The sequence below is a fragment of the Rhizobium sp. BK376 genome (assembly GCF_004341625.1).
In the GTDB taxonomy this organism is placed as follows: domain Bacteria; phylum Pseudomonadota; class Alphaproteobacteria; order Rhizobiales; family Rhizobiaceae; genus Rhizobium.
The window spans coordinates 270204-289930 of sequence record NZ_SLZG01000002.1 but is presented as its reverse complement, the minus strand read 5'-3'; the positions used below and the strand labels follow the sequence as shown (position 1 = coordinate 289930).

At 60.3% G+C, this 19727-nt stretch carries 17 protein-coding genes; 4 read left to right on the top strand and 13 right to left on the bottom strand.

Translation table 11 applies throughout. From position 1 onward, the window contains the following. Positions 1 to 119 precede the first annotated feature (119 nt). Complete coding sequence (locus EV561_RS05920) at positions 120 to 941, bottom strand: class I SAM-dependent methyltransferase (protein WP_132518616.1); 822 nt, start codon at positions 939 to 941, stop codon at positions 120 to 122. A 172-nt stretch (positions 942 to 1113) separates the two neighbouring features. Continuing rightward, positions 1114 to 1968, bottom strand: a complete 855-nt coding sequence (locus EV561_RS05915) for a GNAT family N-acetyltransferase (RefSeq protein WP_132518614.1) — start codon at positions 1966 to 1968, stop codon at positions 1114 to 1116. A 400-nt stretch (positions 1969 to 2368) separates the two neighbouring features. On the opposite strand from EV561_RS05915, the gene EV561_RS05910 reads away from it, so the two are divergent. Both EV561_RS05910 and EV561_RS05905 read left to right on the top strand, forming a co-directional pair. Next, positions 2369 to 3703 (top strand): UDP-glucose/GDP-mannose dehydrogenase family protein, encoded by a 1335-nt coding sequence (locus tag EV561_RS05910; protein ID WP_132518612.1) that lies wholly within the window; start codon positions 2369 to 2371, stop codon positions 3701 to 3703. A 2-nt stretch (positions 3704 to 3705) separates the two neighbouring features. Further along, positions 3706 to 4710 (top strand): NAD-dependent epimerase, encoded by a 1005-nt coding sequence (locus EV561_RS05905; RefSeq protein ID WP_132518610.1) that lies wholly within the window; start codon positions 3706 to 3708, stop codon positions 4708 to 4710. Between the two features lie 13 nt (positions 4711 to 4723). On the opposite strand, the gene EV561_RS05900 is transcribed toward EV561_RS05905, so the two are convergent. The 8 genes from EV561_RS05900 to EV561_RS05865 all read right to left on the bottom strand — a co-directional run bounded on the left by EV561_RS05900 (position 4724) and on the right by EV561_RS05865 (position 12957). Then, positions 4724 to 5254, bottom strand: coding sequence for a flavin reductase (locus tag EV561_RS05900; RefSeq protein WP_132518608.1), 531 nt, complete (start codon positions 5252 to 5254; stop codon positions 4724 to 4726). 164 nt (positions 5255 to 5418) lie between these two features. Further along, a complete protein-coding gene (locus tag EV561_RS05895) occupies positions 5419 to 6315 on the bottom strand; it encodes a DMT family transporter (RefSeq protein WP_132518606.1) in 897 nt (298 codons plus the stop codon). Between the two features lie 142 nt (positions 6316 to 6457). After that, on the bottom strand, positions 6458 to 7069 hold the full coding sequence (locus tag EV561_RS05890) for an alpha/beta hydrolase (RefSeq protein ID WP_132518604.1): 612 nt from the start codon (positions 7067 to 7069) through the stop codon (positions 6458 to 6460). A gap of 74 nt (positions 7070 to 7143) precedes the next feature. Beyond that, on the bottom strand, positions 7144 to 8076 hold the full coding sequence (locus EV561_RS05885) for a VOC family protein (protein ID WP_132518602.1): 933 nt from the start codon (positions 8074 to 8076) through the stop codon (positions 7144 to 7146). Between the two features lie 165 nt (positions 8077 to 8241). Beyond that, complete coding sequence (locus EV561_RS05880; protein ID WP_132518600.1) at positions 8242 to 8760, bottom strand: AAA family ATPase; 519 nt, start codon at positions 8758 to 8760, stop codon at positions 8242 to 8244. 64 nt (positions 8761 to 8824) lie between these two features. Beyond that, positions 8825 to 9526 (bottom strand): uracil-DNA glycosylase, encoded by a 702-nt coding sequence (gene ung / locus EV561_RS05875; protein ID WP_132518598.1) that lies wholly within the window; start codon positions 9524 to 9526, stop codon positions 8825 to 8827. Between the two features lie 97 nt (positions 9527 to 9623). Then, positions 9624 to 12074: an FAD-dependent oxidoreductase gene (locus EV561_RS05870; RefSeq protein ID WP_207910504.1), complete on the bottom strand. Its 2451-nt coding sequence runs from the start codon at positions 12072 to 12074 to the stop codon at positions 9624 to 9626. 7 nt (positions 12075 to 12081) lie between these two features. Continuing rightward, complete coding sequence (locus EV561_RS05865; protein ID WP_132518594.1) at positions 12082 to 12957, bottom strand: phosphotransferase; 876 nt, start codon at positions 12955 to 12957, stop codon at positions 12082 to 12084. 232 nt (positions 12958 to 13189) lie between these two features. Here EV561_RS05865 and EV561_RS05860 point away from each other — a divergent pair, with 232 nt between their 5' ends. Further along, positions 13190 to 13993: a DeoR/GlpR family DNA-binding transcription regulator gene (locus EV561_RS05860; RefSeq protein WP_132518592.1), complete on the top strand. Its 804-nt coding sequence runs from the start codon at positions 13190 to 13192 to the stop codon at positions 13991 to 13993. Positions 13994 to 14010: 17 nt separating this feature from the next. On the opposite strand, the gene EV561_RS05855 is transcribed toward EV561_RS05860, so the two are convergent. Continuing rightward, positions 14011 to 14895, bottom strand: a complete 885-nt coding sequence (locus EV561_RS05855) for a LysR substrate-binding domain-containing protein (RefSeq protein ID WP_132518590.1) — start codon at positions 14893 to 14895, stop codon at positions 14011 to 14013. Positions 14896 to 15010: 115 nt separating this feature from the next. On the opposite strand from EV561_RS05855, the gene EV561_RS05850 reads away from it, so the two are divergent. Next, positions 15011 to 16033, top strand: coding sequence for a YeiH family protein (locus EV561_RS05850; protein WP_132518588.1), 1023 nt, complete (start codon positions 15011 to 15013; stop codon positions 16031 to 16033). Here the strand turns inward: EV561_RS05850 and EV561_RS05845 are convergent. Continuing rightward, entirely contained in the window at positions 15996 to 17825 is a 1830-nt protein-coding gene (locus tag EV561_RS05845) for an EAL domain-containing protein (RefSeq protein ID WP_132518586.1), read from the bottom strand. The two genes, EV561_RS05850 and EV561_RS05845, sit on opposite strands and share 38 nt — an antisense overlap. Positions 17826 to 17942: 117 nt before the next feature. After that, positions 17943 to 19727 carry an IlvD/Edd family dehydratase gene (locus tag EV561_RS05840; RefSeq protein ID WP_132518584.1) on the bottom strand — a complete coding sequence of 595 codons (1785 nt, stop codon included), beginning with the start codon at positions 19725 to 19727 and terminating at the stop codon, positions 17943 to 17945.

The following is a 19727-nucleotide window of genomic DNA, read 5'->3' as shown; positions in this document are numbered from 1 at the left end:
AAAGCGACCCTTCAATCCCATCAGAATGGGCTTTTTGCATGACAATGCAGGCTTTTTCCCGGTCTCTTTCGGGGAAAACCGGCCCAATTGTGAACCCTGTCTCGATCCCCCATTCAGCCTCATGTCAGAATGGGCTTGCGCGTCACCACATGAAAATACTCGTTATCGCTCGACGCTACGGAGCCAATGATACTCCCATCAATGTCGAAGAGAAGCGCCGGCGTTTCGAAACCGGCCTCAGACAACTGCGCCTGCAACTGCACCGGCGTCGTCGCATAGACCATGACGCCGAAATCATGGGCGCCGTGCAGAAGAATGGCATGTTCGCCCGTCCGCTCCTCGAGCGCACTGAAGCGGCGCATGCGCAGGCTCCCGAATATCCGGCCCTCGACATAGCGAAACGTGCGGAAGCCTAGCTTCACCGGATTGGGCGTCCATTCGAGACGGCAATAATCGATTCTCTCCTGAAAACCCTGCCAATCGCGATGAAAGGTCGAGAAGACGAAGGAGCCACCGGGCGCAAGCACGCGTGACACTTCCGACAGGATTGCCCGCCGCCCGGCCGCGTCGACGGAATCGATACCATTGTAGCTGAACACCACCAGATCGAAGGAGCGATCCGCCAATGCCGAAAGGTCGCGCGCATCCATTTGCTCGAAGCGCAGGTCCGGATGGTTCTGGCGCGCCGATTGCACCATCTCCGCCGTATAGTCGATGCCGAGATAGGTCGCCGCCACGTCACGCAGCAGCCCTGCCGTCCTGCCACCGCCAACGCCGATATCAAGGACCCTACCCTGGCCCCGACCTCGGCGCATGTCGAAGGCACTGGCCTCGAAGGCGCGGCGCTCACCTAAATTGAGATAGCCGCTGCTGCGGCGGTAATCCCGCAAAGCCCAGGTGTTGCGCCAGGTCTGACGGTTGATCGCTTCCATTGCGTGCATGGCTGAATTCCATCGATAAAAATAACCCTCAATGGTTGTCCAGCCCCACGAAAGACAGCCGCCTGTTTTGTATTTCGCGACAGGGAATAAGAAAAGTAGATGACGGGAGAAGAAGGCTGTTAATCAGCCGTTAAGGTTAACAGCGCCTCGCCAATGCCTTGGGGACCAAGGCTTATCCCAACTCTAGCGTCGTAATTCCGAAGACGCGATTGAGTGGCATGGCGGGCATTGTACCGCGATACATGCGCGCCGTTTCGAAGACCGGTTTCAGCCCGAAACTCTCGGCTAGAGCGATCCCGTCGGCATTGTCGACCGGGATATCCAGATAGACGCGCGTACCCTCTGCCTCCGATGCCAGAGCGCCAAGGATTGCTCTTGCCGTCTCGGTATCGTTCGCAAACAGGGGACCAATCTTGTAGCCATCGAAGCAACGACGGAGGGTGCCGTAGCCGCGGATATTGCCCCCCCTTCCGACCGTCACCGATTTCCGCTTCTCCGGCGCGCCGCACCATGCGGAAAGGAAAGATCGGCGCTCTCCCGGAAAAATGCGAGCATCATAGCGCAACAAGCCGGCCAGCTTTTCCGGCGATACCGTCACGACATCAGGGCTTCCGGAAAGCTGCTTCGGCACATCGGCAACGCCGCCGTAACGCACGGTTCGGAACGCCAGTTCGAAACCGGAGCGACGGTAATTGTCCTGTTGCGCAGGAACGCCATCAAGGCCAACCGTGCGGCCCTCAGCCGAGACCATGGCCTTGTCCCACAGCATCTTGCCGTAACCCCTGCCCCGAAAGTCCGGGTGGACTATGTAAAGGCCCAGAAACGCAAAGCTCTCGCTATACTTGACGATCGAAATGCAACCCACCGGCAGCCTGCCCAGAACACCGACGAAAAAGCCGGAAGGATCGGCCTCATGAAAGGCAAGGGCATCGTCGAGACCGGGATTCCATCCCTCCTGCCGCGCCCACTCCAGAGCGAGTTCCAGTTCCCCCGGTCGCATCGTGCGCACCGCAAATGCAGAATTCATGCAACCTTCCCGAATTGCCGCGCCCACGAGATGCCGACCCGCGAGGACTATCCCGGCAGGTCCGACAACCGCAGCGCCCCCATCAACCACCGGCGGCAACCTTCGAGAATATTAAGATCGAAGATGACCAGCGGCATATATTCGCGACTGCTTTACGAATCAGCATGGGACAAAGCCATTGTAATCTCAAGCGATATACTGCGCCGGAATCGAAACCCGATAGAAGAATTGGCGTCATGGTTGCGCGTTTACTTCAATCGGCAATTTCATGACATGTTCGTGACACTTAGGTGGACATCGGCATGGCGATATAGGCGAGGCCGCAAACTCTGTGTATAAGCGCAGCCGTCGCGGCAGCCGCTGCCAAAGCCGCGCCTGTTTTGCAGTTTGAGGACGCTTCATGCACATCACGATGATTGGTTCAGGTTATGTCGGTCTGGTATCCGGGGTCTGCTTTGCGGATTTCGGCCATGACGTGATCTGCGTCGACAAGGACGAAGGCAAGATCGATGCGCTGAAGCGCGGAGAGATCCCGATCTTCGAACCGGGCCTTGAGCATCTGGTGGCCGACAACGTCCGCGCCGGGCGCCTGTCCTTCTCGACCGATGTGAGGGAAAGCGTGGCTGCGAGCGATGTGGTCTTCATCGCCGTCGGCACGCCATCGCGCCGCGGCGACGGCCATGCCGACCTGTCCTACGTCTATGCCGCCGCCCGCGAGATCGCCGAGCATGTCAAAGGCTTCACCGTCATCGTCACCAAGTCGACCGTCCCTGTGGGCACCGGCGACGAGGTCGAGCGCATCATCCGCGAGACCAACCCTGATGCCGACGTCGCCGTCGTCTCCAATCCGGAATTCCTGCGCGAAGGAGCCGCCATTGAGGACTTCAAGCGCCCTGACCGCATCGTCATCGGCCTGAACGACGATCGCGCCCGCCCTGTGATGACCGAAGTCTACCGACCGCTCTACCTCAACCAGGCGCCGCTGCTCTTCACCGAACGCCGCACCTCGGAGCTGATCAAGTACGCCGCCAACGCCTTCCTCGCCATGAAGATCACCTTCATCAACGAGATGGCAGATCTTTGCGAAAAGGTCGGCGCCAATGTCCAGGAAGTGTCACGCGGCATCGGCCTCGACGGCCGCATCGGTTCGAAGTTCCTGCATGCCGGCCCCGGCTATGGCGGCTCGTGCTTTCCGAAGGACACGCTCGCGCTGGCGAAGACTGCCCAGGACTATGACAGCCCCGTGCGCCTGATCGAGACGACGATCTCGATCAACGACGCCAGAAAGCGCGCAATGGGACGCAAGGTGATCGCAGCACTCGGCGGCGAAGTCCGCGGCAAGACGATCGCCGTGCTCGGCCTCACCTTCAAGCCGAACACCGACGACATGCGCGACAGCCCGGCGATCTCGATCATCCAGACGCTGCAGGATGCGGGGGCGACAGTCATCGGCTACGACCCTGAGGGCATGGAGAATGCCCGCAAGGTGATCGACGGCATCGCCTATGCCGAAGATGCCTATGGCGCTGCCAAGGGCGCGGATGCAGTCGTTATCGTTACCGAATGGAACCAGTTCCGCGCGCTGGACTTTGCGCGATTGAAGTCGATCATGAAGGCGCCGCTGCTCGTCGACCTCAGGAACATCTATCGTCGCGACGAAATCGCCAAGCATGGCTTCACCTACACATCCGTCGGCAGGCCGGCGATGGATCTTGCGGCAACTCCGGAAGGCTGATCATGCGCTATCTCATCACCGGCACCGCCGGCTTCATCGGCTTCCATCTCGCCAAGCGCCTGCTGGACGAAGGCCATTTCGTCGTCGGCTTCGACGGCATGACGCCCTATTACGACGTGAAGCTGAAGGAGAAGCGCGTAGCCATCCTTTCCCGCTCGAACGGCTTCAAGGCCGTGACGGGCCTGCTGGAAGACAAGGGCGCCCTGGAAAAGGCAGCCGAACTGGCCGAACCGGAAGTGATCGTCCACCTCGCCGCCCAGGCAGGCGTTCGCTACAGCCTCGAGAACCCGAAATCCTACGTGGATTCGAACGTGACCGGCTCGTTCAACATACTCGAACTGGTAAGGGCACTGAAGCCGAAGCACCTGCTGCTCGCCTCGACCTCGTCAGTCTACGGCGCGAACGAAAAGATCCCCTTTGCCGAAAGCGACAAGGCCGACGAGCAGATGACGATCTACGCGGCGACGAAGAAGAGCATGGAGTTGATGGCGCACAGCTACGCCCATCTCTTCGACATCCCGACGACCGCCTTCCGCTTCTTCACGGTCTACGGACCCTGGGGCCGCCCCGACATGGCGCTCTTCAAGTTCGTCGACGCCATGAAGCATGATCGGCCGATCGAGATCTACGGCGAAGGCAAAATGAGCCGCGACTTCACCTATATCGACGATCTCGTCGAAGGCATCGTGCGGCTGATCGGTGTCGTGCCGTCGGAGGAAAACCGGATCGCCTCCGACACGGTGATCGACACCTTGTCGAAGAACGCCCCCTTCCGCGTCGTCAATATCGGCGGCGGCCAGCCGGTCGAACTGATGCATTTCGTGGAAACGATCGAAGCGACGCTCGGAAAGCCGGCGATCCGCCACATGCTGCCGATGCAACCCGGCGACGTGCACCGCACCTATGCGGTGCCGGATCTGCTGGTCGCGCTGACAGGCTTCAAGCCAAAGATCGAGGTCGAGGAAGGCGTTCGCCGCTTCGTCGAATGGTATCTGGAAAACTATTGAACCGATCGGCCGCTCAGCCGGCCGGGTGATAGTTGCGGTCGAAATAGACCAACCCCTGCCCGTCGTCGCGACGACGGATGGCATCGACCTCGCACATCAGAATGTCATGCGTGCCGCCATCGCCGCGATGGACGATGCGGCAATCGAAGGAAACCAGCGCATCGTCGAGCACGGGCGAACCCGTTACCAGCTCCGACCATGCCGCAGCCGCAAAGCGCTCTGCAACCGGCGTCTTGCCGCCGAATAGGCGCGAAAGTTCCTGATGGTCATGCGCCAGGACGTTGACGCAAAGCACGCTGTTGGCCGAGATCGCGGGATGGACGGAGGCGGTCCGGTTGAGGCAGACGAGCAGCGTCGGCGGACTGTCGGTGACGCTGCAGACGGCGGTTGCTGCGAAACCGGCAAGGCCGCCGGGACCGTTCGTCGTGACGATATTAACGGCCGCCGCCATGCGCGACATCGCATTGCGAAACTCGAATTTGACGGCTTCCGGATCGGCAAACGGTGTTGCACTCTCGATCGAAGCGGAAGTCTTCATGTTCATAGCGTCATCCCATCCGGCCGACATAGCCTTCAACGGTCTCAACTTAGTTCGCTCCATCTGCCATCTCAAGCAAGCGCATTCCGCTAAACGAGCAGCCGGTGGTATTTAATTTTCTATAAAAACTATCGACTATGCCAAATTTCATCCGCTGCCCGGCCTGAATTTCAAGCGATCTCCACCGTTGCCGGCACACGATTTCTGCGGACCTCGAGGAATATATGGCCGAAGAGCGCGAGAAGCACGATCGGGCCGCCGATCATCGTTGCAGGGGACGGCGCTTCGCTGAGGAATATCCAGACCCAAAGGGGCGTGAGCGGCACTTCCAGCGAGGTCAGCAGGCTGGCATCGGCCGCCGGAATAAGGCGCGAGCCGAATGTGTAAAGGCTAAGCCCCATCGCATTCTGAACAAGCCCGAAGGCAATGATCAATCCAAGGTCATGGACGGAAACGGCGCCCGGGGATGCGAACCAGAAGGTGACGAGGGAGCAGAGCCAAGCGGACGCCGCCATGGCAGGCAGCATCGGGACTTCGCGATGCTGGCGCATGACAACGGCCAGACCTGCCACCGTCAGCGACATGATAGCCGCCAGTCCCTTGCCGAGCCAGCTTCCACCGCCGCCGGTCTCGCCCAGCAACATGACGATAACGCCGGCGAGCGCCACGGCACTTGCGATCAACGTCGTCCGGCTCGGCCGTTCGTGGATGAAGAGGTAGGCGATGCCAGCGGTCACGAAGGGAACCGTCGCATAGATCACCATCGCATCGGCAACCGAGGTGTAATAGATCGAACCGATGCCGCTGATCATCGCGGCCGTGGAAAGCACGGTCGCCGCAAGCGAAGGTCCGCGCATCGACCGGATGATCCGCCACGCCCGGCGGCGTTCGATATAGAAAAACAGCGCGAAAACGCCAAGCCCGGAAACGATGCCACGGCAGAAGAGAATGGTCAGGAAATCGGCGTGGATTGTGCGGACGAAAAGGCCCGACGATGACCAGGCGAGCGCGGAGAGCGCAACATAGGCGACGCCCAGCCGATATTGTTTTTGCTCCCCCAGCGTCACGACGCATCCCCCATTTCAAGCTTCGACTATTAGCGAGCGAGCGAATGAGCCACAAGCAAGACTTGCGCCGTCGGCTGTCGTGGACAGGCGTTCGGGCGTGCCGGTTGCAAAACCGCCACGCCGGATTTTATGTCAAGATCGGTCAGGCATAGGGAGCAAAGAGAGCACGGATGGCCTCGATCTCATTCGGGCGGATATCGTGGCCGCCCGGATGCCACTCGACCTTCGTCTCCGCCTTCTGCCGGCCAAAATAGTCGGCAAGCGCCTGGGTGAGCGGCACAGGCGAAATCGGATCGCGCTCTCCCGCCGTGATCAAGACCTTCGTCCCTTGCAAAGCCGCGTTGTCACGCGACTTGAAAGGGATCAGCGGATGCATCAGCGCCGCCGCATCGAAGAGCCCGCCATGCTCGATGAGCACGTTGGCCAGAATGTTGGCGCCGTTGGAAAAGCCCAATCCGAGGACTTGCGATGCACTGTGTTCGACAGCCAGTTCCTTGACGTAGCGAGCCATCTTGTCGGTTGCCCGGGCAAGATCGGCCATGTCGTAGACCCCCTCGCCCGTGCGCTTGAAGAAGCGGGCTGCGCCATGCTCCGAGACGTCGCCGCGCGGCGAAACCACGGTCGCGTCAGGCAACAGCCGGCTTCCGAAATCGAAGAACTGGTTTTCGTCCCCACCCGTTCCGTGAAAGACGAAGAGAATGGGTTTCCCCGGTGCACCGGCCCGCAGCCGGTGCACATAACCTTGGTCGGTCATGTCGTTTCTCCTGACAAGAGCAATTCCAGGAAAACCGCGCTGCGGCTTTCCGTCCGGAATTGCGTCAAAACAAATTAGCCTTCCAGCGGCTCAAGATGCTGTTCGATCAGCGTGCGCAGGTGCGCGTGCTGCTCGGGCAGTTTCAGAGCTTCGCCGAGATGGGCCGTGTCCTCGTCGCGGTCAAAGCCGGGCTCGTTGGTTGCGACCTCGAACAACACGCCGCCCGGCGTGCGGAAGTAAATCGCCCAGAAGTAATCGCGGTCGATGACCGGGGTTACCTGGTAGCCGGTATCCATCAGAGCCTTGCGCACTTCGAGCTGCTTTGCGCGGTTTTCGACAGCGAAGGCGACGTGATGGACCGAACCGGCACCCGGCAGAGACCGGTTGATGTTCGGCATGGTTTCGAGATCGACGAAGTCGGCGCCATTACCGCCCGGAATTGCCAGGCGCTTGACGCCTTCATGTGTGTCGACGACTTCGTAGCCCATGTATTTCAGAAGCTCGGCAGTCGCGCCCTCGTCCCTAAGCCGCATGGCAACGGAATGAAAGCCGCGGATCGCCTGGTCGGCCGCAACGCCGCCATGTGTCCAGGGCTGGCGGTTGTCGTCCTTGACCTCGACGAGCGCAAAGCCATCACCGTCAGGGCCGGCAAAGTGCAGGCGCTTCTGACCGAAGGATTCGTCCGTCTTCAGACCTTCGACATTGAGCTTGCCGAGCCTTTCGGTCCAATAACCGATCGCGCCATCAGGGACGGAGAAGACGGTGGTACCGACTTCGCCGGTACCCGGACGGCCGCGAGCCATCTTCGCGAATGGAAAATAGGTCATGACGGTACCTGGAGTGCCGATCTCGTCACCATAGTAAAGGTGATAGACATCCGGCGCATCGAAGTTGACGGTCTTCTTCACCCGGCGCAGACCGAGCGACTGCGTGAAGAACTTGTTGTTGGTGCGGGCGTCCTCCGCCATCGACGTGACGTGGTGCAGGCCCTTGATCTGGTCGAGCATTTCAAACCCCTTTGTCTCGCCCGAAACCGTCGGGCGCTTCCATGAGGCAGAAGATGGTCCCACAGACGCCTCAGGGATAGACCCGAAGAGCCAAACGGATTGTCTTCAATTACTGAACGATGAAATTCGATCGTTCAAAATACCCAATTGAGGAATGATGGGAACCTAGATGTCCCGCAATCCGTGACGTCGTAGCTGCACCACGAGGTCAGCGACGATCTCGTCAACACCCCTTGCTGCCGTGTCGACCACGATGGCGCGGCCGCCCCAATCATCATACTCCCTGGCCACCGTCTCCTGCCATGTCGGTTTCACCAGGCCTTCGATGTCGGTGGGGCGCGTTTCGGCACGACGGCGATGCTCGGCTTTGTCCGAACAAATGACCTCGATTTCGACCGCCGGCACGTTGCAACGCTTGGCGACATCCAGCCAGGCATCCCGCGTTATCTGAATGGAATTGACCGAGTCGGCAACGACGGTTCGGCCGAGGCTGAGATTGTCTTCGGCAACACTGTAGGCCACGACATAGCCAGCCGGGCCTACCTCCCCCTTCAGCACGTCTGAGCGCCGGATCGCCTGCTCGATCGTATCGACCCGCACATACACACCCTCCATGCGCGCGGCGAGAGCGCGCGCAGTCGTGGTTTTTCCGCTGCCGGGTAAACCACCGAAGATAATGAGCATGAAATCCCCCTTCTCCCTTGGTCTGCATCCACGGCCGATCGGCCCCTCGGCCGGCAGCAGTTACTCAATGACCGCCAGGATCCTGCGGCAGTGCCCAATCGATCGCCTCGCGGCCGCGCGATTTGAGAAATGCATTCGCCTTGGAAAAGTGCCTGCTGCCGAAGAAACCGTTATGGGCTGAAAGCGGCGATGGGTGTGGTGCCTTCAGCACCAGATGCTTCGCTGTGTCGACGAAAGCGGCCTTCTTCTGCGCATAGGAGCCCCAGAGCATGAAGACGACGGCATCGCATTCATCGTTGACCGTGCGGATGACAGCATCAGTAAAGCGTTCCCAGCCCTTGCCCTGGTGCGACGCCGCGCGGGACTCCTCGACGGTCAGCACGCTGTTGAGCAGGAGCACGCCCTGTTTCGCCCAGCTCTCGAGAAAGCCGTGGCGCGCCGGAGGGATTCCGAGATCGCTCTCCATTTCCTTGTAGATATTGACCAGCGACGGCGGGATGCGGACACCCGGCCTGACGCTGAAGCAGAGGCCATGCGCCTGCCCGAGCCCATGATAGGGATCCTGCCCGAGGATGACGACTTTTACATCAGAGATCGGCGTCAGATCGAGCGCTCGAAAATATTCCGGGCCGCGCGGAAAAATGCTTTTGCCGCGCTCCTTTTCCTCGACAAGAAACGTTTTCAGCTGATGCATGTAGGGGCTTGCGAATTCATGCGACAACGCTGCTCGCCAGCTCTCCTCCAGCTTGACACCTGCCTCTGCCATGTCGCGCTGCTCCGTCTTTTCAACCGTCAACCGATTGAGGACGAATAGCTTGCCGAGTCAAGAAAAGCACACGCCAGGCGGCGACGAGTCACAGGTTTTAAGCCTTGATCCTCAGCATGTCAGGATCATAGAGCGGCTTCATCGACACCTTGCATGGCACGCGCTGCCTGGCAACGTCGAGTTCGTAGGTTCCTGACAGAACGAAGTCCTCTGTGACGCCCTCGGGATCGCGCACATAACCATAGCCGATCGGTTTGCCGACCGTGTAGCCGAAGCCGCCGCTGGAAAGCCAACCGACGCGCTTGCCGTCCCGGTAGATCGTCTCTCGGCCAAGCAGCACCACATCGGGATCATCCGGCACGAAGCAGGCGAGCATCTTGCGCACGCCCGTTGCGAGCTGGCGCTCGATCGCATCGCGGCCACGGAAGGCGATGTTCTTCCTCATCTTCACCGCCCAGGCGAGACCGGCCTCGACAGGCGTATGATCCGGCCCGATATCCGATCCCCAGGCGCGATAACCCTTTTCCAGCCGGCAGCTCTCGATTGCCCTATAGCCGGCATTGACGAGCCCGTGGTCCCGCCCCGCTATCATCAGCGCATCATAGACGGTCGCAGCATATTCGATCGGTACATGCAGCTCATAGCCGAGTTCACCGACATAGGTGATGCGCAAGGCCCTGACCGGGCACCCGGCAATCCCGATCGTGCGGACGGTGCCGAAAGGGAAGCTCGCGTTGGAGATATCCGCATGTGTGACCGCTTCGAGAATGACGCGCGACTTCGGTCCCATCAGCGACAGGACGGAATGGGCGGAGGTGATGTCGACCAGCTCGGCATGCAGATCGGCCGGGATATTCTTCGAGATCCAGTCGAAGTCGTGGGTCGCGAAACCCGTGCCTGTCGTGATGTAAAACTCATCCTCGGCGATGCGCGCAACCGTCACGTCGCACTCGATGCCGCCCTTGTCGTTTAGCATCTGCGTGTAGACAAGCGAACCAACCGGCCGTGCGACATCGTTGGAGGCGATCCACGAGATCGCCGCTTCCGCATCGCGCCCCTTGAGCAGGAACTTCGCAAACGAGGTCTGGTCGAAGATGACGGCAGCCTCGCGCGTCGATCTGTGCTCGCGGCCGACGGCATCGAACCAGTTCTGCCTGGCATAGCTGTATATATCCTTCGGCTCCTCGCCGGCAAAGAGATCCGCAAACCAGTTCGGCCGCTCCCAGCCGAGCTTCTCGCCGAAACAGGCGCCCTGCGCCTTCAGCCGGTCGTAAAGCGGCGACTTGCGGCAGGGCCGGCCGCTGGAATGCTCCTCGAACGGCCATGCCATCGTGTAGTGCTTGCCATAGGCTTCCAGCGTACGGGTGCGCACCCAGTCCGTATCGAAATGCGGACGGCCGAAGCGACGGATATCCGCCGGCCAGAGGTCGTAGGGGGGCTCGCCTTTCGACACCCATTCGGCCAGCGCCATGCCGGCGCCACCGGCCGACGCAATGCCAAAGGCATTGAAGCCGGCGCCGACGAAGAAGTTCTTCAGCTCCGGTGCCTCGCCAAGGATGAAATTGCCATCGGGCGTGAAGCTCTCCGGGCCGTTGAGCAGCTGCTTGACGCCGACAGTCTGAAGCGCCGGCACGCGCCCGAGCGCCTGCTCCATGATCTGGTTGAAATGGTCGAAATTGGAATCGAGCAGAGAATAGTGGAAATTTTCAGGAATGCCGTCGACCGCCCATGCAATGGGATTAGGCTCGTAGCCGCCCATGACCAGTCCACCGACCTCTTCCTTGTAATAGGTCAGCCGATCGGGATCGCGCAGCGTCGGCAGATTGGAAGGAACGCCGAAGGATTCGGTGATGACATATTGATGCTCGACCGAGACAAGCGGCACGTTGACGCCGAAACGGGCGGCGAAGGCGCGCGTCCACTGCCCGGCGCAGACGACGACCCGCTCGCACTCGATGCGGCCCTTGTCTGTCACAACGGCGCGGATGCGGCCCTTGTCGATCTCGATATCGAGAACTTCGGTGTCCTCGAAGATCGAGGCGCCGGCCATCCTTGCACCCTTGGCCAGCGCCTGGGTGATGTCGGAGGGATTGGCTTGGCCGTCGGTCGGGAGATAGGCCGCGCCGACGAGATCGTCGATCTCCATCAGCGGCCAGAGATCCTGTGCTTCCCTAGGCGTCAGCAGCTGCATCTCGAGACCAAAGGATTGCGCTGTCGTCGCCTGGCGCTTGACCTCGGTCCACCGCTCTTCATTGCAGGCAACCCGCAGGCCGCCATTCATCTTCCAGCCGGTGGCAAGCCCCGTCTCGGCTTCGAGTTCCTTGTAGAGGCCGACGGAATAGCCGAGCAGCTGGGTAATATTGGCGCTCGTCCGCAGCTGGCCGACAAGGCCCGCGGCATGGAACGTTGTCCCCGAGGTCAGCTTCTTGCGCTCCAGAAGAACGGTATCCGTCCAGCCGAGCTTGGCAAGGTGATAGGCCGTGGAGCACCCGATGATGCCGCCGCCTATGACGATCGCTTTTGCTGTTGTTGGCAGGGTCTTCATCAAATGAACCTCAATATCCACAAAATATCTCGTAAGCGCGGTCGAACCGCGCCAGGTTTTCATCGGTATATGTGGGATAGTCGAAATCGATGCTGGAATGGGTTTCCGAAACCATGCTCCACATGCTTTCGCGCAGGAGCGAAGCGCATTTCATCGCCACGTAGCGGTGCCACAGATCGTCATCGATCGACCGTTCGAAATAGGTCTCCAGCATTGCAGCTTCCTGCTCCGCAGAAAACTCGTTGTTGGACGCCAGCCCGCCCAGATCGAACAACGGCGTGTTGAAGCCGGCATAGTCCCAGTCGATCAGCCAGAGCTTCTTTCCATCGTCGAGGAAATTGGAAGCCAGGAGATCATTGTGGCCGAAACCGATTTCGAACGGTCCCGCCGCCCGCTCCAGCCGTTCCGCCTTCTCGATGAGCGACGGGATCGACTCTGCATGCCGGTTGCCACAACGGAGGGCCGCGCCATAGTCGCGTATGACATGGAAGACCCAGAAGATCATCGCCGGACCGCGGAAATGCTTGGGAATCTCGAAATGGCATTCGCGTACAAGCGCGACCACGCGCTCGAACATCGACGCGTGGCGAATATCTGCCGGCACAAGCGGCGCCCCGTCGATATAGTCGAGGACGAGGACACCGGGCGCATGGTGGATGACTGCGGGCGAAATGCCGGCCTCGTGGGCGGCCTTGCTGGCGGCAAGCTCGTTGGCTCGGCTGATATGGTGGACGGGAATATCGGTACCGAGACGCACCACGCAGCGGCGGCAATTGTCTCTGACCAGATAGTTTCGGTTGGTGAGGCCGCCAAAGAGAGGAGTGATCTCGATCGATCCATGCCAGATCCCGAGAGTATGTATCCTGTCTTCCGGCGCTGCGCTCATTCCCCCTCCGAGCTGCATGGCATTTAAGCCATTTGTGATAAAAGGTTCTTCACAAACACCGATGTGTCAAGCGCCAACCACATAAAGAAACGAATATTTGGCTTTTTGTTGAGTTTCATCGGGCCAATCGCTGCAAAAATCGCGGATTTGCACCATTCGGCAAACGGAATGCTTCACGAACGGTCAAATTTGACTTAAAAATTGGTTTAAGGGAACAAAGCAGGTTGGAAAAATGACCGACGTCGACCAACTTCCAATACATTCGAACCACCGCGAGCGCGAAATACTGGAGGAGTTGAGGCTTGCGGGGGGAGCAAGTCGCATTCAATTTCTGGCTGACCGGCTGGCCGTGTCGGAGGAAACGATCCGGCGCAATATCCGCACCCTGGAGGCCAATGGCCTCGTGACGAAAGTGCATGGCGGCGTCCACATCAAGGATTCCGTCATCGAGCAACCGCTGCATTTTCGCATGAACGAAAATCCCGAGGCCAAGCGCCTCATCGCTGCAAGCGTCGCCAGCATGATCGAGAACGGCGACACCCTCTTCCTGGACATCGGCTCGACGACGGCCTTCATTGCCGTCGCGCTGCAGAAGCACCAGAATCTTTTCATCGTCACCAACGCCGTCTCGGTTGCTCATGCGCTCGCAACCCGTAACGGCAACCGCGTCTTCTTCGCCGGCGGCGAGTTGCGCACCCATGACGGCGGCGCCTTCGGAATGGAAGCGATCAACTTCCTGCGGCGCTTCAGCGTTCGTCACGCCATCCTTTCGGTCGGCGCCGTCAACGCGACGTCGGGCTTCATGCTGCACGATCTGGAGGAAGCGGAATATTCCCGCGAGGCGGCCCGGCGCGCCGAGAACCGTATCATCGTTGCAGACAGCAAGAAGTTCGGCCGAAGCGCGCCAATCATCATCGACGACCCTTCCACCTACGACGTCATGGTGACCGACGACCAACCGCCGGGCGACATCCAGGCGATGTTGGCGCGCAACGAAATCGAACTCGTCGTCGCCGGCCAGAAGCGCTTGGACTGAAGCGCCTCGACCGAAGCTCAACCGGTTCTGCACATCGCCTCGAGCGTCAGTGCCGCCTTGCTGGCATGGCGCTCCTTATGCCGCAGCAGCCGGAAATTCCTGACCGGAAGATCGAAAGCTGCTTTGACAAGCAATCCCTCCTGCAGATAGAGGGCAGCTGCAGCACTTGATATCACCGCCGCGCAAGGCCCCGACCGCACCGCCGCCAGGACCGCCTCGTTCGAAGGCAGCGTCAGGGCAATTTGCAGATCGCTGCGCGATACGCCGAGCCTCTCTATCGCATTTTCGAATTCCGATCGCGTTCCCGACCCCTCTTCGCGCATGACCCAGCCGCTGTCGGCGACAAGATCTGCTGCCGACAGCAGACGTCCGTCCGCCCAGGGATGATCCGGTGCCACGATCAAGGCCAACGCATCCTGGGCCACGACGCGCGAGGAAAGGACCGGCGCATCCAGCTCTCCCTCGACGAAGCCAAGCTCGGCCCGCCCCTCGATGACGGCATCGGAGACGGTGCGCGTATTGCCGATCATCAAATCGAGATCGATGCCCGGATAATCGCGATGAAAACGCATCATGACCGGGGGAAGCCAGTAGCTCGCTATCGTCTGGCTGGCGCAGAGCGTAAGCCGCCCGCGCTGCAGTCCGCCGAGTTCCGAGAGCATAAGTTCCGCGGCATTCACTCGTGCAAGCGTCGCCCTTGCCTCGTCGAGAAAGGTCCGCCCGGTCTCGGTAAGTTCAATCCGTCGTCCGACGCGATGAAAGAGCTCGACCCCGTAATAGGCTTCGAGATTCTTGATTGCCGTGCTGACGGCCGAAGGCGTCAGATGAATGGCTTCGGCCGCGTGGGTCAAATGCTCCCGCTCGGCCACAGCGACGAAGATGGCAAGCTGCTCAAAGGTCATGGGCAAATCATTCTATTTTAGCGAACGAAACGTAGGATAATATTCGATGGATGTCGATGTTCGCAGATGAGACATTCCTGCCATTGAGAAATAACACTCCGAATGGCGGTTCAGAATGCCCCTCCTCAAGCGCACCTCCCACATCGTTCCCGGACTGGTTCTGTGCAGTGCCGTTGCCCTGGCAGCCTATCTAGGCGAGCGAGCGGAAATGAACCTCTTCGGCGGCAAATGGATCGAAAGCCTGGTTCTTGCGATAGCGCTCGGAATTGCGGTCTGCACCATCCGCCCCCTGCCGGACTCTTTCCGTCCCGGGATCAATTTCAGCGCCAAGATCCTGCTTGAAATAGCGATCGTGCTGCTCGGCGCCTCCATCAGCCTCGCCGCCATCCGCGGCGCCGGCGTTGCCCTGATCGCGGGCATTGCCGTTGTCGTCGTCCTGTCGATCGGTGCCAGCTATACGATCGGGCGCCTGCTCGGCCTGCCGCCGAAGCTTGCAACGCTGATCGCCTGCGGCAATTCCATCTGCGGCAATTCGGCAATCGTCGCGGTTGCTCCCGTCATCGAAGCCGGCTCGGAAGAGATCGCAGCGGCGCTGGCCTTCACGGCGGTCCTCGGCGTCGCGGCCGTATTCCTGCTTCCCACCTTCTACTTCGACGCCGGCATGAGTATTCCGCAATATGGCGTGCTGGCCGGTCTCTCTGTCTATGCCGTACCCCAGGTCCTTGCCGCAACCGCACCGGTCGGCGTCCTCGCTGTTCAAACAGGCACGCTGGTCAAGCTGGTGCGCGTCCTGATGCTTGGCCCGGTCATCTTCCTGCTCGGCATTCTGGTAAAGGCCGAAACCGGGGGTGAGGACGCCCGAACAGGGTATCATCATTCGCTGGTTCCATGGTTCATCGTCGGCTTCCTTGCAACGATGGCCCTGCGTTCCTTCGGCCTCATCCCGGAACAGGTGATCGCGCCGATGGCAGCCGTCTCCACGGTCCTGACGGTGATTGCGATGGCCGCGCTCGGGCTCTCGGTCAACATTCGTTCCGTCGCCCATGCCGGTGGCCGGGTGATATGCGCAGCAACGCTGTCGCTTATCGTCCTTGGAACGATCAGTTATGGGCTGATTGCAGTTCTGCAGATTCCCTGACGACGGGCCTCCGATCGGAGGACAAAAGGGCTTTCGTCTGCGCGGCCGAACTCGGATAGCCGAGCGCGTAACCCTGGAGACCATCACACCCGATGCGGGCCAGCAGCCGCGCATGTTCCTCGGTCTCCACCCCCTCCGCTATGACCTCGACATTGAGCGCCCTGGCGATTTCGACGATGGAGGCGACGAGCCGCCGCTGCTCGTCGGAGACGGTGATCGCGGTGACCAATTGTCGGTCAATCTTCAACCGCTTCGGCTTCAGCTTGACCAGACCGATCAGCGAGGCGTGGCCGGAACCGAAATCGTCGATCTCGATATCGATGCCCATCTTCTTGATCCGGTCTATGTCGAGCAGCAGGCTTTCGTCGGTATCGTCGAGGAAGATGGTCTCGACCAGTTCGAAGACGATGGCATGCGGCGGGATGTTGAGGCGCGCCAACCCCTCGATCAATTGCGGATCGTTGAGACGGCTGCCTGAAATATTGACCGCAATGCGAGGCGGAACGATGCCATGCCGCTCCCATTCGCGCCGGTCCCGCAGAGCCTGGTTGAGGATTGCAGCATCCACATCCGCGGTCAGCCCGTACTCGTCGGCGATCTTCATGAACACGCCGGGCAGCAATAGTCCCCGCTCAGGATGATGCCAGCGCGCGAGCGCCTCGAGCCCGAATATCTGTCGCGTGCGCGCATCGACCTGGATCTGATAATAGGGCACGATCTCCTGCCGCGAGAGCGCCAGCTTCAATTCCTCGGCAAGCTGCCGCTCGCCCTGCAGATCGGATTGCAGTTTCAGCGTGAAGAACTCCACGCGATTGCGGCCAAGTTTCTTTGCCTGATAAAGCGCAAGATCGGATTCCGCCAATAGATTGCCGGCGTCTGCCGCCCTGCCCCAGGCCACACCGATGGAAGCACCGCTCTGAAGCGTCTCCGGACCGAAATGGATATCGGCGCTCAGACGTTCGAGAATGTCGCCGGCGATCGTTCTCAGCGCCTCGACACCGCCGAAATCGACGAGCAACACCACGAACTCGTCGCCTCCAATGCGGGCAACCATGTCGGCTTCCGATATTGCATCGGATATGCGCGCCGCCGTGTTCCGCAGCATGGCATCGCCCGCCGCATGACCGGACTTGTCGTTGATCTGTTTGAAGCGATCGAGGTCGATGTGGAGAATGGCGGCTGTATTAGCGCCGTCTTCATCCCCCAATTCCGCCAGCCGTCGGTCGAAATAGCGACGGTTCGGGAGGCCCGTCAGATAGTCGTGATCCGCGGCATATTCTATGCGAGCATTGCTCTCTTCGAGTGCTACGGCGCGAGCCTCTGCCACGCTCTTCTGCTCGGCAAGCTCCCGGTTGAGCAGGACATCCGCTGTAATGTCCCATTCGGCGCCGATAAAGGACGGAATGCCGCCAGGCCCTTCGTAGAAATGGGCGCGCGACCGCATATGGCGAATTTCGCCATTCGGCCACACGATGCGGAACTGCGAGTTGTAGAGGCTCCTAGCCCCAATGGCTTCGTCGAATTCCGCTTCGGCCTGCGCGCGGTCGTCGGGATGGATGCTCATCGTCCATGTTTCCGCGCTCACCATCCGATCCTTGCGCCCCGTGGCATAAAGCCGGTGCATCTGGTCGTCCCAGAGGATCTTGTCGTCACCGATGCTGTGCTCCCACACCCCGATTTGGGACGCCTCCACAGCCAATTCCAATCTCCTCAAGAGATCCTGGAATTCCTGTTCGGATCGGCGTTTTCTGGTCTTTGGCACCGAGCTTGCTGCTCCTCCCCGGAAGCACATGGAAAGATTGCATGATTTCTGTGCGATCCTATCATCTCATCCTTTAGCGATGCTTAATGACTACCCTCGTGATTTTATGGCTTTTCGTTCGCAACTTTTGATAGGGCTGTTTCCTGGTTAATGATTATGCCGCGGCGGATGTTCCGCGATTTTTCGGAAATCGGCCGCACCTTCGAGAACCGCACCGTCCGACAGTTGCGTGACCGAGCCGCGATAGATGCGCTGCCACGGCGTAGCATCTGCAGGAACAGGCGGAATGCCATCACCCTTGCGACGTTCGATTTCCGCGTCCTCCACCAGCATGTCGCAAAGGCCCTTATTGAAATCGATGCGAATGATGTCACCGGATCGCAGCCATGCCAGGCCGCCGCCCGCTGCACTTTCAGGTGACGCATTGAGGATCGAGGGGCTGTCTGCCGTCCCCGACTGGCGGCCGTCGCCGATGGTGGGCAGGCTCTTGATGCCGCGCTTCAACAGCGCGTCCGGCGGCTGCATGTTCACCACCTCGGCGGAGCCCGGCCAACCAAGTGGCCCAGCGCCGCGAATGACGAGGATCGTATTTTCGTCGATGCCGAGTTCGGTATCGTTGATGCGCTTGTGATAATCCTCCGAGCCGTCGAAGACGACGGCCTTGCCCTCGAACACACCTTCCCTGCCCGGCTCCTGCAGGTAGCGGCGACGGAAATCCTCCGACACGACGCTCATCTTCATGATCGCGAAATCGAACAGATTGCCCTTCAGGACAAGGAAACCGGCGCGCTCCTTGAGTGGCTCGGCGAACGGACGGATGACCTCGCGGTCCTTCGCCTCACGTCCTTTCAGGTTCTCGGCCATCGTCTTGCCTGTCACCGTGGAACAGCTCCCGTCGATCTTTCCGGCCTGCAGCAATTCCCACATGATCGCTGGCACCCCGCCTGCCCTGTGAAACCGCTCGCCGAGATAGGCGCCGGCCGGCTGCACATTGGCAAGCAGCGGAATGTCGAAACCATGCACCTGCCAATCATCGGGATGGAGTTCGACGCCGGCATGCTTCGCCATGGCGGCCAGATGCGGCTGCGCATTGGTCGAACCGCCGATCGCGGAATTGACGCGGATCGCATTGAGGAAAGCCTCACGCGTCAGAATATCGGATGGCTTGATGTTTTCGAGAACCAGTTCCACCGCCCGCCGGCCGGTGCGATAGGCCATCTGGCCACGCTCGCGGTAAGGTCCGGGAATGGCGGCGCATCCCGTCAACGACATGCCGAGTGCTTCGGCAAGGGCATTCATCGTCGAAGCGGTCCCCATCGTATTGCAATGCCCGACCGACGGCGCCGAATCCAATGCCGTCTCCAGAAACTCCTCCTCGTCGATCTCGCCTGCAGCCAGCCTGCGCCGCGACCGCCAGATCGCCATGCCGGAGCCTGCCAGCTCGCCGTCGTGCCAGCCGTCGAGCATCGGACCGCCGGACAGCACGATCGCCGGAATGTCGACCGTAGACGCCGCCATCAGTGCCGAGGGCGTGGTCTTGTCACATCCCGTCGTCAGCACGACGCCGTCAAGCGGATAGCCGTAGAGCACTTCGACGAGGCTGAGATAGGCAAGATTGCGGTCGAGCGCTGCCGTCGGACGCTTGCAGTTCTCGAAGATCGGATGCGTCGGAAACTCGATCGGTATGCCGCCGGCATCGCGAATGCCGTCACGCACGCGCTTGGCAAGCTCGATGTGGTGTCGATTGCACGGGGTAAGATCGCTGCCGCTCTGGGCAATGCCGATGATCGGCTTGCCGGACCGCAATTCCTCCGGCGTGATGCCATAGTTCATGAAGCGCTCCAGATAGAGCGCCGTCATGTCGATATGATCCGGATTGTCGAACCAATCCTGCGAACGCAGGCGGCGCTTCGGCATGTTTTTGTCGGTCAT